Source organism: Desulfobacterium sp. N47 (assembly GCF_051233685.1).
Lineage (GTDB): Bacteria > Desulfobacterota > Desulfobacteria > Desulfobacterales > RPRI01 > RPRI01.
On the sequence record NZ_JBAMMY010000035.1, the window covers coordinates 1 to 15,306 of the forward strand.

Below are 15,306 nucleotides of genomic sequence, written 5' to 3' on the forward strand. Positions count from 1 at the left end.
TTAAGAAAAAACCAATCAAATATGCGCAGCTACAACCAAAATATCTCATGATGTCCCAAGTTATAGATGTTGGGGAGGCTCCGCGAGCTCACCCTAAAGGGCTCGCTCACCTCCCCAACATCTATAATTTGGAAAGGTACCGGTTACAAAAAGAACAACTTGATTTAGAGTTTGATGAATAATTTGCCTCAACGGGGGCTTTCCCAAAGATATCTCTAACCTGCTTCAATTAAGTCTGAAGGATCTGGAACGTGAGATTGCTGTTTTACGTCACATGGAAAAAGTTCGTGGAGAACTTATTGATAAACAGGGGTACTCTATGATTCCCGGGTCGTAAATGCTTTTTTGAGCGAATCCGAAGAAAAAAAATTTAGAAGCTGGTTTAAAACCTCGCTTCAGTTTTCTGTTTTATCGACTTAGAATTTATAATTTAATATTCCCCCGGCAACAATTTTAACTGTGCCAACGAAAAGACCGGGATTTTGACTCAAAGCACAGAGGTGCGTCCAAATGGAGCTATAAATTTTATTTATTGGTAATACGGCCTGATTGCTTCTAATACAAAGGCTTATAAAAGGCATTTTTTATCATCTTGGATGATTTTTTATTCGATAAAGCTAAAATAATAACTTTACAAAAAACAATAGCGCCAGCGGATTTTGGCTTACACAAAATTATTGACAGTACCACAAATCAAATGTAACCTTTTTTTGACGGCGTTGGACTCGGTAAAACACATTTAGCCTCAGCTTTGGGTTATAACACCTGCCTGAAAGGAAATACGGTTCTGTTTGGAACAGCAATTGACATAATCAACACACTCTCGCGGCCGCTCCGTCTGCTGGGCACATGAAACAGGAACTTAAAAAATACACAAGGCTGGCTCTTTTGCTAATCGATGAGATCGGTTTTTTACCTATCGACAAAAAAGGGGCCGATCTTTTGTTCCATGTGATCAGCTGGCGATATGAGTGCGGCACCATAGTAATTACTTCCAGTTTGGGGATTGCTTCTTAAGCCTGGCAAATTCGTCTTTGAACTTATGGATCTATGCGGTTTTTAATTTAGCTTAGCATATTTTTAAAAAGGGTTACCTCATGAAAATTATAATCGCAAAAACTGCCGGTTTTTGTATGGGGGTGCGCAGAGCTGTAGAGATGGCTCTTGATGCTCCCACCAAGTACTGCCATCCGATTTATACCTACGGACCTTTGATACACAATCCCCAAGTCATCGAACTGTTGCAAAAAAAAGGCATTTTCCTTCTTCACGAAATACCACTTCAGGGTTCGGGAACGGTCTTAATCAGAGCTCATGGTGTTCCCCCTGAAATTAAAGAAAGACTTAAAAAAGCAGGTTTCAATGTTCTGGATGCGACCTGCCAGCGGGTCATCAGAATCCAGTCCATTATCTCAAAATATGCCCAAAAAGAATATGCTTCCATTATTATCGGAAATAGGGAACATCCGGAAGTCATCGGACTTCTTGGTTATGCTATGGATAAGGGTTATGTCGCCAGAACCATAGAAGAACTTGAGGCTTTGCCACGCTTTGAGCAGGCAATCATTGTCGCACAGAGCACCCAAAATACCCACCTTTTTGAAGACGTCAAACAGTGGATTGCAAATAAGCATCCGCACTATAAAATATTCGAAACCATTTGCGATTCGACCGAACGAAGACAGGCTGAGGTTATGCGGCTGGCAGAATCGGTGGACGTGATTTTGGTGGTCGGTGGAAAAACCAGCGCCAATACACAGAGACTGCTGGAGATTGCCGAAAAAACCGGGAAAATTGCTTTCAAGATCGAGACCGAATCAGATCTTGATCGGTTGGATCCAGAGATGCTGCTTTCTGCTTCCAGTATAGGTATAAGCGCCGGTGCTTCCACTCCGAATTGGGTGATTAAGAAAGTTTCCCGGGCTCTGGAAGAACTGCCTTATAAACACAAGCACGGCTGGCGCACACCGCTGTTTATCGTACAACGATTTCTTTTGTTTACAAATATTTATGTTGCACTCGCCGCCGGATTTTTAAGCTATGCATGCATCAAACTTATGGACATGAACCATTACCTGCCGTTTGTGCTGATTACCATATTATATGTTCACTCCATGCATACTCTCAACCACCTTACCGGCGGTCAGGCAGATTTCTACAATGATCCGGAACGAGCCGCTTTCTACCAAAAATATAAATTATCGCTTTCTTATCTGGCGGCTTGTTCAGGAGGAGCAGGTTTATTAATTGCTTATTACATAGGGGTGTGGCCTTTTACTATTCTGTTAGCAATGAGTATCATGGGACTTTCATACAACCTTCGATTGGTACCGGAAAAGTTTTCCTGGTTGCCGTACAAAAAAATCAAGGATGTTCCGGGATCGAAGACATTTTTAATTGCATTCGCCTGGGGAGTTTTAGCTACAATTTTACCGGCGCTTGCAGCTAATAGCAATGTCATATGGTTTGATGGATTTGTTTTTACTTGGGCGACTAGCCTGGTTTTTGTCCGAACGGTTTTTTTCGACATCCTGGACATACAGGAGGACAGGATGGTCGGAAAGGAAAGCGTTACTATTTTATTGGGTGAAAAACGATCATTATGGTTGCTTTTTATGCTTTTGGCTATACTAATTCCCATACTTCCTCTGGGAATCCTGTTAAAAGCCATTACACCGCTCGGCTTTGTATTAACATTATGCCCAATTTATATTTTAGTCATTTTATGTGGCTATAAAAGCCGCTATTTGCTCCCGGGAATACGGCTGAAATTTTTGATGGACACTCAATTTGTTATGGCTGGTTTATTTTCTTTTTTTCTAAAAAGCAGGTTTTATTTGCCGTTGAGCTAACAACAGAGAGGAGATAGAAATGAATACAAGGGGATTCCAGACAAATCAAGATGATTATAATCAGCAAATCCTTCAGCGGGTTTCACGTTCTTTTGCATTAACCATACCCCAGCTGCCGCCGACACTGAGCCGGACAACAACCATCGGATATTTGTTGTGCCGAATAGTGGATACCATCGAAGATGAAAAGGATCTCTCCGTCGCTGAAAAGTACTCTTTCTTCAAAGAATTCGTGGATGTAGTGGATGGTTATGCAAAGGCCGAGGCTTTTGCTGAACGACTCCTTCCCAGGCTCGGCGAAAATACGCTGTCGGCCGAAAAAGAGCTTGTCGAAAATTGTTCCCTTGTCATTCAGGCTTTTTTACGTTTAACATCCCAAGAACAGGCGATCCTGAGTCGCTGTGTAAAAATAATGTCCGCTGGCATGCTTCGGTTTCAAGAATTAAAAAGTTTTCAAGGATTAAAAGATATCGCCCATGTCGACAGCTACTGCTACCACGTGGCCGGCGTGGTGGGAGAGATGTTAACCGATCTGTTTTGTGCATATTCTCCGGAAATATCAAAACATCGGAAAAAATTATATACTCTGGCACCTTCTTTCGGGCAAGGTTTGCAAATGACCAATATATTAAAAGATCTTTGGGATGACCGCAAGAGTGGATCATGTTGGTTGCCAGGGGATGTTTTTCAAAAACACGGTTATGATCTCTCTCGCCTTTCGGAGTATGTGTATGAGCCTACTTTCGGCAGAGGACTTTCGGAGTTGATCGGTATCACCTGCGCTCATCTGAAAAATGCATTAACATACACCCTGATGATACCACGACATGAAACCGGAATCCGTAAATTTTGTTTGTGGGCAATCGGCATGGCTGTGTGCACCTTGGGCAACATCAAAAAAAACCCAGACTATCAAAGCGGCAGCGATGTAAAAATTTCACAGAAGAATACAAAAGCCATTATTGTAACCACCAATTTCACGTTGCGTAGTAATCTGTTATTGAAAGTTCTTTTCAACTTTTATACTAGAGGTTTTCCTCCGTCAGATCATGTGGATACTTTGCAAAGATGCACGCCTGAGAATATTTTTCTATCTAGACAGAATACTTTGAAATAATGATAAACACACCTTGAAGGCATATAAAAGATGAACGTTGAGCATCAGATATCGAATTTTGAATATAGGATAATGTATTCTACCATTTATAATAAAGACAAAGCGAAGCGCCTTCCATATTCGACGTTCAACGTTGACTGTTCGGTGTTCAATGTTCAAATTGTTGCATCTGAAATTACGACTAAACCTTCAATTGAAATTATGTGTAAAGGTCAAGAGTTCTGAATATACGAGGTCTGAAACTATGGGTATACCGGCAAAACAAAAAGTCCGCATAGGCGCTCACATCATCAAGCAATTATTGCTGGGCCATCAGAGATTTCCTCTCGTACTGATGATCGAGCCGTTATTTCGGTGTAATCTTCGTTGCCGGGGATGTGGCAAAATCGCGTATCCCGAGGAAACATTAAACCGTCAGTTAAGTGTTGAAGAATGTTTGTCGGCCTCAAAAGAATGCCCTGCTCCGGTGGTATCTATTGCCGGTGGCGAGCCGTTGCTTCACACGGATATTCCCCGGATTGTCCAGAAACTTGTAGCTCATAAAAAATTCGTTTATCTGTGTACGAACGCATTGTTGGCAGCCAATAGAATCGATGAATTTCAGCCTTCACAGTACTTGGCATTTAATGTCCATTTAGATGGATTGGAGGAACGCCATGATGCTATGGTTGGCCGCGAAGGCGTATTCCAACACGCGGTGACAACAATCCGGCTCCTGATTAAACGCGGTTTTCGAGTGACCACCAATACCACACTGTATGCTGACGAGACTCCTGAAAGTGCTGCCCGTTTGTTTGATTTTCTGACTTCTATAGGGGTCGAGGGTATGACCGTAGCTCCCGGATTTTGTTACCCTGATGCACCGGATCAGGAAAACTTTCTGAATCGAAAAACAACCAGGGTATTGTTTCAAAAGCTTTTCGAAATCGGGCGAGGCAGGAAATGGCGGTTTAACCACAGCAGCCTGTACTTGGATTTTTTAGCCGGCCATCAGAATTACGAATGCGCGCCCTGGGGCAATCCAACCCGTAATATTTTTGGATGGCAGCGTCCCTGTTATCTTATCAACGACAGCTTTGCCGCCACATATAAAGAGCTCGTGGATACGACTAAATGGCACAGATATGGTGTTGATAAAGATCCTCGTTGCATAAACTGCATGGTTCACTGTGGATTTGAACCCACCGCGGTGATGGATTTGGTGACCCATCCCTGGAAGATGGTATACTCTGGAAAACGCAACCAATCACACTTGGCAAAACACTCGGTTTGACGACTCGGCCAAGAAACTTTACCCTTTCCGCACGCCATTAAAAAAAGGGATACTTTTGATTTGCCAATACCTGCCATCCACGCCGCAGAGCGGTTATGGCCGTTTGGTATTGTTTTGCCAGCGGGAAAAGCTCAGCCATCAAACAAGGTTGTTGAAACAGACAACTGACCAAAGATAAAATTTGAATCGTCCCCGCCGGATTGAGACAGTCGCTGATTTTCCGGGACACTGCTTGCTTGGCCGGATCACACACGACCCGCATTCCGAAAAATGGAAGATGGGCCTGAGAGGATGCAAAGGCGACAGCGGCACTTTCCGTGTCTACTGTCAGCGCGCAGGACTGATGAAATAACGCTCGTTTGTTTTCAGCAGACGAAATCAGCCAAGGTACGGTGAGGATTCCTCCGATCCGTGCGGTGAGTTTTTGAGCATTCAAACGATCTTGAGCCTGTTGGCAAACAGATGTTTCCGCACGCCAGACATCGCTAATCCGGCCACAGTCGAGGTGGAACACTTTATCTGCCACCACAAGGGTTCCTGGTTTTAAGCCCGGATCCAAGCCCCCTGAAACACCCAGAACCATCAATCCGGCAACTCCTTGAGCAATTAGCCAACGGCTAGCGGAATATGCGCGTTGATAGCCGAGACCGGCTCGGACAATGATGATCTCCAATCCAGCGGTAACAAGCACATGGCGGACAAGTCTTCTGTCTTCCAGTCGCCAGCACCATCGACCGAATAATTGTTGAGCTTCGGATGCAAGTGCAACGACAATTCCCAAGCTTGCTTTCATTTCAATTCCTTGATATATTGCAACAGGTTATCCAGCCTATTTTTTTATCATAAAATTTTTTGCCATATTCGCAGTATTGACCGGTGTCAATTTTTTTATATCATAAAAACTGCCGACGTTATACTGTTCCCTGAACCTGCCGACTTTTTCAATAACACTCTCGTATTTTCTTTACAACCCCTTCTTCGATAAACCATCTTTTAACTTTTTTAATTCCTGTTCGAATCTATTGATTTTCTTATCCGGAATGGCTTTCTTCTTTAATAAGCAGACGTCCGGTGCAATGTATTATCATAAACAACCGCATTTTAGGTTGTCAATTCACATATGGCGCTGTTTTCATTAATTCATATCGCTGTTTTTTCCCATTAGCGGGATAAACAATAAACTGGTTTACAATATTGACAACAGAGTCATAAAATGCTTTAAACAAAAAGGTTTTAAAAAGAAGGTCACCATGAATTCTTTTGTCAGACGTTGACTTTTAAGCTTCTTGCCTGACTTTGGCATGAAGTTTAGGACTAAAATATTAAATTTTTATGGATACAGAAAAAAATAATATACTTGCTGCCCTGAACAGGTCAATCGAGCAGGGGTTGAGATGGCTTGACAGCCATCAGAAACCTCAGGGATTCTGGATGGGCATACTTGAGTCTAATGTCTGCATTGAATCTGAATGGCTTTTGGCCATGCATTTTCTCGAAATAAAAAATGATTCCAAAGTGGAAGGTATGGTCCGTGGAATTTTGAACAAGCAACGTTCCGATGGTTCTTGGGAAACCTATTATGACGCCCCAGGAGGAGATATCAACGCCACGGTAGAGGCCTATGCCGCTCTGCGAGCTACAGGAATAGCAGTGGATGCGCCACCTTTGGAAAAAGCTCGAAAGTGGATTTTTGAACACGGGGGTTTACCGAAGATTCGCGTATTTACTCGCTATTGGCTGGCTCTTATCGGAGAATGGCCATGGAGTAAAACTCCAAATATTCCTCCTGAGATCATTTTTTTCCCGCGATGGTTTCCATTCAACATCTACAATTTTGCTTCGTGGGTCCGGACAACGCTTCTTCCACTGAGTATTTTATGTGCCCGGTGCCCTGTTCTCCCGTTGTCGGATCCCCGGCGTCTGGATGAATTGTTTCCCGAGGGCCGCTCGCGAATGAACTATTCTCTGGCTTGCAATCGGAAAGCATTGTCTTGGGAACAATGCTTTCTGATGTTGGATCATTTTTTACACACTTATCAAAAAATCGGGATAACTCCGGGAAGAGAAACAGCCATAAGGCTCTGCCTGGAATGGATTATCAAACATCAGGACGCTGACGGTTCCTGGGGCGGAATTCAGCCTCCCTGGATATACAGCCTCATAGCTCTGCACACGGAAGGCTATCCGTTAGATCATTCGATACTCCATAAAGGGCTGGACACTCTCAATGACCACTGGTTGTATGAAAGAGACGACGGTCTTCATATCCAGGCCAGCGAATCAACAGTCTGGGATACTTCCCTGGCACTTATTTCCATGCAGGATTGCCGACGGGACTATCGAAACTCGGATACCATGCAACGTGCCGTTGAATGGCTACTTGATCAACAGATCCGAGAGCCAGGTGACTGGAAAGTCAAAGTCAAAAAAGCCAAGGCCGGCGGCTGGGCTTTTGAGCGGGCGAACCGATTTTACCCGGATGTGGATGATACCGCCGTAATACTCCTCGTTTTGACGCGTTTGGCCGGAGTTTACAAAAATCGCGAAAAACTGCAAGAGGCAATCGACTGCGCGCTGAACTGGTTGCTTGCCATGCAAAGTAGCAATGGCGGCTGGGCAGCCTTTGACAAGAACAACAATCTGGCAATTTTAACCAAAATACCTTTCTGCGACTTCGGCGAAGCTTTGGATCCGCCCAGTATCGATGTTACTGCCCATGTACTTGAGGCCTGCGGTTACCTATGCATGGATATCCATCATCCGGTAGTTCATCGCGCCGTGAAGTTTATCCGAAAAGAGCAAGAACCTGAAGGATGTTGGTTCGGTCGTTGGGGAGTGAATTACATTTATGGAACTGCCGCAGTACTCCCGGCCTTAAAGGCTGTCGGTGAAGATATGCATGCGTCTTACGTACGCAAGGCTGCCGATTGGATACAAACTCGCCAGAACTCCGATGGCGGATGGGGGGAAACCTGCCGTTCTTATATGGACTGTTCTATACGGGGTATGGGTCCGAGTACGCCCTCGCAGACCGCCTGGGCATTGATGGGCCTTCTCGCCGTAGATTCAGGTTGTTATCGCGGTAACATTGATCGGGGTCTTAACTTTTTAATTCAACGTCAAAAATCGGGGTCTTGGCATGAACCTCAATACACCGGTACCGGTTTTCCAGGCTACATTGTGGGGGGAAGAATCGAATTGACGCGTAAAAATCTGGAAGCCGATTTCCGGCAAGGCACCGAACTCAGTCGTGGCTTTATGATTAAATACAATCTCTATTGCCATTATTTCCCTCTGATTGCTTTGGGGAGAGCCCGGGATCATCTATCTTTTGAGACACATCCATAACGGGGTAACCGCATTTGGAAATTAACCTGCCAAGACTTTCATAAGATAATAATTATCCCAACCAGCTCTGAGTCGTTTTGATTTTACACTCTTTTTTGGTGTAGGTCCTTTTTTAATCATATTCAAAGCAATATGTCTGAGCACAGCAAAGTTTTCAGCTGTCAGGTTGAGAACAGACAAGGTCAGGGGCTGTTTCTCCGCAACAACTGTAATTACTATGGCATTTAAACTTTGTGAGTGCGCTGAGAAAAGATGGTTACGTCTCCACTGCCCTGAACGATTGGCTGAAGTAATTAAAGGAGTCAAATTTGCGAATGGAATTGAAAAAAAATGGATCGCCGCCTAATTATTCCATACACAACTCTTGACTATAACTCCCAGTAAAAAGAGAATAGATATCGGACACTGGTCGTTTTGATAAATGCTACATTTCAAAATTCCAGCACTAACCCCACCGGGCAATGGTCTGAACCAAATATGTCATTATCTATAAAAGGTTCCTTGACCCAGCCTTTATCTATTATGTTCCGGCTTACAAAAATATAGTCAACTCGCCATCCTACATTTTTTTTCCTGGCATTGGCCCGGTATGACCACCATGAATATTTTACTTTTTCAGGGTAAAAATACCTGAATGTATCCACATAACCACGCTTTATTATTTCATCCATCCAGTCGCGTTCCACACGCAAAAAACCTGAATACTTTTCATTTGGTTTTGGATGCGTAAGATCTATTTCGTTATGAGCTGTATTATAGTCACCGCTTATGATCAGATTTTTACCCTGATTTTTAAGTGAATCCGTATATGCAAAAAAATCATTATAGAAATTAAGTTTATACTGCAGGCGGTCATCACCCATCTGTCCGTTTGGAAAATAGACATTAAAAAAGATAAAATCCCCGAAGTCAGTTTCAAGTATGCGGCCTTCTTCATCATATCCGGGATTTCCTATACCTTCCTTAACATTTTGGGGTGCTATTCGGGTAAAAGTTGCTACTCCGCTGTAACCTTTTTTAACAGTGGAATATGACCAATAGGAGTTATAATCTTCAAAGCTCAGCATTTTATCAGTTCTCTGATGCTCCTGAAGCTTAGTTTCCTGGATGGCAACTATATCAGGATTCATACGCTGTATGCTTCCGAAAAAATCCTTTTGTATTATAGCCCTTAAACCGTTAACATTCCATGACACCAGTTTGATTAATTTTTTCGGCATTATATTTAAACCTTTAAATCGATGTTTAACTGCTTAATATTATTATTTTGAAATACAATATGTTCTGTAACGGACTCTTTGGGTGGAATTCGTTTGTCTTTTAAAATTTCACGGGCTTTTGAAATGTTTAAAACCGGCCGGCCTTTTCCGTCTCCGAAGACAGTATTGTATATAATTGCACCTTCAGTGATATAGCCGTCTTTATCAAGTTTTCCGCTTGAAAAAACAATATTTTTCTTTTCATCTTTGATAATAATTTCAAGCCACATCTGACGCACATCCGTAAAACCGGTTGGAAGATAATGTCCGGCTCCCGAGTTTGTTACAATTATACCAAGCTTTCCTTCTTTTGTTTTAAGAGTATCCAAAGCAAGATCGGAGCTATGCGTCAGCCTCTCTATCGCCATAATCTTTTTTTCTTCACTTTTAAAGCTTGCAGGAACAACTGTGTTTGCACCTGTAAAATATAGAGATGGTTTTTGTTTCATCATCGCTTCAGTATTTCCTTCCTTGTGAAAACATAAACGGATAATGTTTCAGTTCAATCTGAAGTTTAAGACAAAATCGCTTGAACTGAAACATTGATCACATTTCCCACAACTTTTATTTGAACTGATAGTGCTTGATTTTAAGACAATATTAATATAATTATACCAAAACTTACTGCAATCTAAAAAGAATATAGAAATGTGAACAGATGAAAAGTTCCGATACGAAACAAATAATCCTGGATAAAGCTGTAGATCTTTTTTATGAGTTTGGTTTTGTAAGAGCTTCCGTCAGAGATATTGTAAAGACTGTCGGGGTAACAAATTCCACGATATATGTTCATTTTAAAAATAAAGATCAGATACTTTACACTATCATACAGGACATCGGATCAATAGTTCTGCAGGAACTTCACAAAGCAATAGAAAAGCATGATGATCCTGTAGAATGTCTGAAAGAAATGATCTTCCGGCAAACTTGCCTTATCAAAGAAAAGCGTAAAGAACTGAAAATTTATATTGAGGAACAATATCAATTGCCTAAAGCCCTGAGTTCGCTGGCTATCAAACAGCAACGCCAAATACATGATTTATATTATAATAAATTTTGCGAGCTTGAGCAAATAGGTATTCTTAAGAAGGGAATAGACAAAACGGTAATGGCTTTTTCGGTTTTTGCAATGATGAACTGGATATATCGCTGGTATAATGACAACGGAAGACTTTCAATTGAAGAAATTGCCAACCAAAGCATCGCTGTTTTTTTCGGCGGCATTCTGGCTGAAAAAAACAATGAAAAATAATTTTACTGATTCTTTCGCCCGGAAATTTTTAAAGCTTCTCTGAAATCAAGTGATCCGCTATATATTGCTTTACCGGTAATAACCCCTGTTACTCCAAATTTTTCAATTGATAAAAGATTTTTTATGTCTTCTATTGTTGAAACTCCTCCGGAGGCAACAACCGGAATATTTACAGCTTCGGCAAGTCGCCTTGTTTCCTCGATATTTGGCCCAGTTTGCATTCCATCTCTGTAAATATCGGTAAAATTAATTGCTGCAACACTACAATCTTCATAATTTTTTGCAAGATCAACAGCTTTCATCCCGGTTGTTTCCGTCCATCCTTCTATTGCTACAAGTCCGTTTTTTGCATCAATTCCAACTACTACTCTTGAAGGATATTGCCGGCAAATATTTTTAACCCATTTGGGATTTTTGTGAGCTTCTGTTCCTATTACTATTCTTTTAACACCGATATCAAAAAACATTTTTGCGGTATTTTCATTTCTTATTCCACCGCCAACCTGTATGTCAACTTTAGCACACGATAGTATTTTCTTTATGGCCAAAAGATTAACAGGACTTTTTTCAAATGCCCCGTCAAGATCAACAACATGAATTAATTCAGCGCCCTGCTTTTCCCATTTTTGGGCCATAGCAGAAGGATCATCCGAAAATACAGTCTCACGATCCTTTTGCCCCTGTAAAAGCCTGACACATTTGCCGTTTTTTATATCTACTGCAGGTATAATTATCATTTTGTATAAAATACGTGAAGCATGTCTTCAAGACCCGGTTTTGCCAGATCTTCTGCAACAACCCATTTTCCTCCCCTTTTAATAAAATTTCCTATCTCAAACAGATTATCGAATAGCGGCTGCTGTGTTTCATCTAAATGCCCGGACCAGATAATACGCCGCTCCGAAACGCTTATCAGATGCAAATCAAAAGCAACCGAAGCAGGAGATTTCACACCATAACTTGTGCCTACACGCTCTTTAAAACGATAAATATGCCCTAAAAACACAGCATCTGCTCCCACCGATTGTCCGATTTCGGCAATTTTATTAATCTCGGCTGTTGCGTCTTTAAAGCAGGCTCTGAAATCATCTGCAAGAAACTCGGCTTTATCGGGATGAATTATTTTAAAATCTGTGTTTTTTTCCAGAACGGAATAAAGCTGATTTGTAAGTATATTATCAGAGCCTTCCGCAACTTCCCCTGTAAGAAAAATATTACCGCACAATGGGCATCTTATATTATTCTCATTACCGCAGAATTCAGTAAAATTTTTAAACCGCAGAACAAGTACTTTTTCTATTTTCTCATCGTTAGAAAAAAGATCCGGTTTAACTGTGTGCGAATTACAGGACGTAAGCATTAATGATACAATAAGCAAGAAGCAATATATCACTGCGGAAAAAGCCGGTCTTGTTTTATTACATCCTTTAGCTAAAACAAATAACGATTTATTTATAATCATAATACTCCTTTGGTGGAGCAAATTCCTGTTAGCCGGTCATCAGATGAAGTCGCCTGGTCAATAGCCCTTCCGGCAGCCTTGAAAACGGATTCTATGATATGGTGCTCATCCTGACCGTAAAACACATTGATATGAAGATTCATACCCGCTCTGGTTGAAAAAGCTCTGAAAAACTCCCTGGCAAGGACTACACTAAAGCCTGCACCTGAAAACGGAATTGAAGGCACATTGTAAACCATATAAGGACGGTTTGAAAGATCAACTGTAACCGAAGTTAACGCATCATCCATCGGAACCGTAATATGGCCATAACGTCTGATGCCTTTTCTGTCACCAAGTGCTTTGTTCAAAGCATCTCCCAATACAAGACCTACATCCTCAACAGTATGATGGAAATCGACTTCTATATCACCCTTTGCTTTTATTGACAGATCAAAAAAACCATGTGCAGAAAAGAGAGAAAGCATATGATTGAAAAAAGGGATGCCGGTATCAATTTCGTGTTTTCCGGTTCCATCCAGACAAAGTTTAATACTTATCGCAGTTTCATTTGTTTTGCGATCAACATCGGCTGTACGATCCATAAAACACCTTTAACACAATGTTATTAAATAATTTTCATATATTCAGTAAGGCAGTCAATTTATCGGGAACCGCTAACCAGCGCCAATCTTTTGATTCTGCAAGCTCTTTTTGAGAAGATCACAAATGACGGACACATAAAAAGCGTCAACAGGCCAAGAGATAATAAGCCCCGGCCGTGAGGTCGGATGATAGAAAAATTATTAAAGGCCTGTATGGTGGAGATGAGGAGGTTCGAACTCCTGGCCTCGGCGTTGCGAACGCCGCGCTCTCCCAACTGAGCTACATCCCCACGTTAATGATTCAATATCAAATAAAAAAAACCCGGTCAATTTAAAAATTGATTTATGTTTAAGTTGTTAAATGCTAAGGAAGGCTAAAGCAGTAAAATCAAACCGGAGGGTTATTAAATGAGTTATGAAGTCAATCTAAATGATGCTTTCAAACGTTTTACAATTGATCAGGATAAAATCAAAAAACCTGAGGAAACCATCAAAAGCTTTAAAGCAAAACTAAAAGAGCTTGATCTTGATATTCTTGAAAGCACTTTGCAAATAGATAACGGCCGAATTGGAATCCCCGTTTATTTCAGCATATGCGGTAAAGACGCATTATCCGTTACAGGAACCAAAAAGCAGATGGGAAAAGGTGCAACTCCTTCACAGGCTGAGGCAAGCGCTATAATGGAACTTGCTGAAAGATTCAGTTTTTTTTCTTTTTGTAATAATCCCGATAATTTTTTCTACGAAAAACCTGCAAATATAAAAGGCCCTGCGATTTCCTTTGAAATGATTGCAAAGTCAGTTCATGATTCTTCAAAAGATCTTGATATAACACGTAAAATATATGATAAGCTTACATTGAAATGGACATGGGCCTATAATCTGACCAGAAAAGAAAAAGTGCTTATCCCGTTTAATTGGTTTTATATGATTAACGAATTCAACGGCCCATCGGCTGGAAACTGCGTGGAAGAAGCCTTATGTCAGGGGATATGCGAAATAGTGGAAAGGCATGTTTGCTCAATTATAAGCGCAAATAAACTGAAAGTTGCAAAAATAAACCCTGATTCAGCAACAGATCCGATGGTTGTTGAAATGATAGAAAAATACCGTGTGGCAGGAATTAATCTGTATATATCCGATTTTTCAATGGGTCTGGGAATACCGACCATCGGTGTTCTGGCTTACGATCCTTCAACCTTTCCTGAAAAAAGTGAAATAGTATGGACTGCCGGAACCACGCCGGACCCGCAAAAAGCTCTCAGCAGGGCGCTTACCGAGGTAGCTCAGCTTGCCGGAGATTTTAACACATCGTCAAATTATGTCGCAAGCGGCCTTCCAAAATTTAATTTCATTGATAAAGCCGGGTTTATAACTGAATCCGATACAATTAAAGATATACAAACCCTGCCGGATATTTCCAGTAATAACATCAAGGTGGAGGTAGAAAACCTTATTGCGGCACTTTCTGCGAACGATCTGGAAGTAATAGTTATAAATACTATGCATCAAAAACTTAAGATACCTGCATTTTATACAATAGTTCCCGGAGCCCATTTCAGGGAAAGAGCTACCGGCACAAGCACCGGTTTGTTTTGTGCCAAAATTATTGTTGAAAACTATGAACCTGAAAAGGCTCTTGATGAATTGAAGGATATGGATCAGGTGCTTACCGGAAAATACTTTATCAAGTTTTATATAGGCCAGTCATATCTTTTGATAAATGATCCGGTTTCAGCTTTGCCTTATTTCAAGCAGGCTCTTGACTTAGATCCCTCAAAACAGGATATTCCCAGCATATATTCCTATATAGGAGTATGCTATAAAGAAATGGGAGAATACCGGCAGGCTATTTATGCACTCAAAGAAGGCGAAAAACACGACAATGAAAGAACCGATATTTTTAATCTGATGGGATTTTGCCATTTTATGCTCAAGGAACACGATCTGGCCATAGAAAATTTCAAGAAAGTTATAAGCATAGATCCATCTTCTGCAATCGATTATGCCAACATAGCTTCAAACTACCGCGACATGGGAGAAAAAGAAAAAGCCATATATTATTACAAAACAGCTCTTGAACTTGATCCTTCAATAGAATTTGCAAAAACCAATTTAAGCAAACTTCTTAATTAATGATGCATGCATCAACTGCATAA

16 protein-coding genes and 1 tRNA gene are annotated in these 15,306 nt (G+C 41.3%); 9 read left to right on the forward strand and 8 right to left on the reverse strand.

The window, feature by feature from the left end:
* From VXK47_RS01895 to hpnH, 6 genes are all read left to right on the forward strand, one after another.
* Positions 1–182 (forward strand): hypothetical protein (locus tag VXK47_RS01895; RefSeq protein WP_435547082.1); only part of this gene is annotated, 182 nt, incomplete at its 5' end.
* Between the two features lie 569 nt (positions 183–751).
* Positions 752–853: a hypothetical protein gene (locus VXK47_RS01900; protein WP_435547083.1), complete on the forward strand. Its 102-nt coding sequence runs from the start codon at positions 752–754 to the stop codon at positions 851–853.
* Positions 850–1,017, forward strand: a complete 168-nt coding sequence (locus VXK47_RS01905) for an ATP-binding protein (protein WP_435547084.1) — start codon at positions 850–852, stop codon at positions 1,015–1,017. Before VXK47_RS01900 ends, VXK47_RS01905 begins: the two co-directional genes overlap by 4 nt.
* Positions 1,018–1,097: 80 nt before the next feature.
* A complete protein-coding gene (gene ispH / locus VXK47_RS01910; RefSeq protein WP_435547085.1) occupies positions 1,098–2,852 on the forward strand; it encodes a 4-hydroxy-3-methylbut-2-enyl diphosphate reductase in 1,755 nt (584 codons plus the stop codon).
* A gap of 19 nt (positions 2,853–2,871) precedes the next feature.
* Complete coding sequence (locus tag VXK47_RS01915) at positions 2,872–3,969, forward strand: phytoene/squalene synthase family protein (RefSeq protein WP_435547086.1); 1,098 nt, start codon at positions 2,872–2,874, stop codon at positions 3,967–3,969.
* Positions 3,970–4,213: 244 nt separating this feature from the next.
* Entirely contained in the window at positions 4,214–5,242 is a 1,029-nt protein-coding gene (gene hpnH, locus VXK47_RS01920) for an adenosyl-hopene transferase HpnH (RefSeq protein WP_435547087.1), read from the forward strand.
* A gap of 37 nt (positions 5,243–5,279) precedes the next feature.
* Here hpnH and VXK47_RS01925 read toward each other — a convergent pair whose 3' ends face one another.
* A complete protein-coding gene (locus VXK47_RS01925; RefSeq protein WP_435547088.1) occupies positions 5,280–6,035 on the reverse strand; it encodes a hypothetical protein in 756 nt (251 codons plus the stop codon).
* 539 nt (positions 6,036–6,574) lie between these two features.
* Here VXK47_RS01925 and shc point away from each other — a divergent pair.
* A complete protein-coding gene (shc, locus tag VXK47_RS01930) occupies positions 6,575–8,590 on the forward strand; it encodes a terpene cyclase/mutase family protein (RefSeq protein ID WP_435547089.1) in 2,016 nt (671 codons plus the stop codon).
* A gap of 21 nt (positions 8,591–8,611) precedes the next feature.
* On the opposite strand, the gene VXK47_RS01935 is transcribed toward shc, so the two are convergent.
* From VXK47_RS01935 to VXK47_RS01945, 3 genes are all read right to left on the reverse strand, one after another.
* Complete coding sequence (locus VXK47_RS01935; protein ID WP_435547090.1) at positions 8,612–8,896, reverse strand: hypothetical protein; 285 nt, start codon at positions 8,894–8,896, stop codon at positions 8,612–8,614.
* Positions 8,897–9,021: 125 nt separating this feature from the next.
* Positions 9,022–9,810, reverse strand: a complete 789-nt coding sequence (locus tag VXK47_RS01940; RefSeq protein ID WP_435547091.1) for an exodeoxyribonuclease III — start codon at positions 9,808–9,810, stop codon at positions 9,022–9,024.
* 5 nt (positions 9,811–9,815) lie between these two features.
* On the reverse strand, positions 9,816–10,301 hold the full coding sequence (locus VXK47_RS01945; protein ID WP_435547092.1) for a hypothetical protein: 486 nt from the start codon (positions 10,299–10,301) through the stop codon (positions 9,816–9,818).
* A gap of 206 nt (positions 10,302–10,507) precedes the next feature.
* On the opposite strand from VXK47_RS01945, the gene VXK47_RS01950 reads away from it, so the two are divergent.
* Positions 10,508–11,101 carry a TetR/AcrR family transcriptional regulator gene (locus tag VXK47_RS01950; protein WP_435547093.1) on the forward strand — a complete coding sequence of 198 codons (594 nt, stop codon included), beginning with the start codon at positions 10,508–10,510 and terminating at the stop codon, positions 11,099–11,101.
* 2 nt (positions 11,102–11,103) lie between these two features.
* On the opposite strand, the gene hisA is transcribed toward VXK47_RS01950, so the two are convergent.
* From hisA to VXK47_RS01970, 4 genes are all read right to left on the reverse strand, one after another.
* On the reverse strand, positions 11,104–11,838 hold the full coding sequence (gene hisA, locus VXK47_RS01955) for a 1-(5-phosphoribosyl)-5-[(5-phosphoribosylamino)methylideneamino] imidazole-4-carboxamide isomerase (protein ID WP_435547094.1): 735 nt from the start codon (positions 11,836–11,838) through the stop codon (positions 11,104–11,106).
* Positions 11,835–12,563, reverse strand: coding sequence for a hypothetical protein (locus VXK47_RS01960; protein WP_435547095.1), 729 nt, complete (start codon positions 12,561–12,563; stop codon positions 11,835–11,837). The genes hisA and VXK47_RS01960 overlap by 4 nt, the downstream gene beginning before the upstream one ends.
* Positions 12,560–13,147, reverse strand: coding sequence for an imidazoleglycerol-phosphate dehydratase (gene hisB / locus VXK47_RS01965; protein ID WP_435547096.1), 588 nt, complete (start codon positions 13,145–13,147; stop codon positions 12,560–12,562). The genes VXK47_RS01960 and hisB overlap by 4 nt, the downstream gene beginning before the upstream one ends.
* A gap of 214 nt (positions 13,148–13,361) precedes the next feature.
* Positions 13,362–13,437, reverse strand: a tRNA-Ala gene (locus VXK47_RS01970).
* 118 nt (positions 13,438–13,555) lie between these two features.
* On the opposite strand from VXK47_RS01970, the gene VXK47_RS01975 reads away from it, so the two are divergent.
* The gene (locus VXK47_RS01975; RefSeq protein WP_435547097.1) at positions 13,556–15,283 is read left to right on the forward strand and encodes a YcaO-like family protein; all 1,728 of its coding nucleotides are present in this window, start codon (positions 13,556–13,558) and stop codon (positions 15,281–15,283) included.
* The last annotated feature ends 23 nt before the right edge of the window (positions 15,284–15,306 follow it).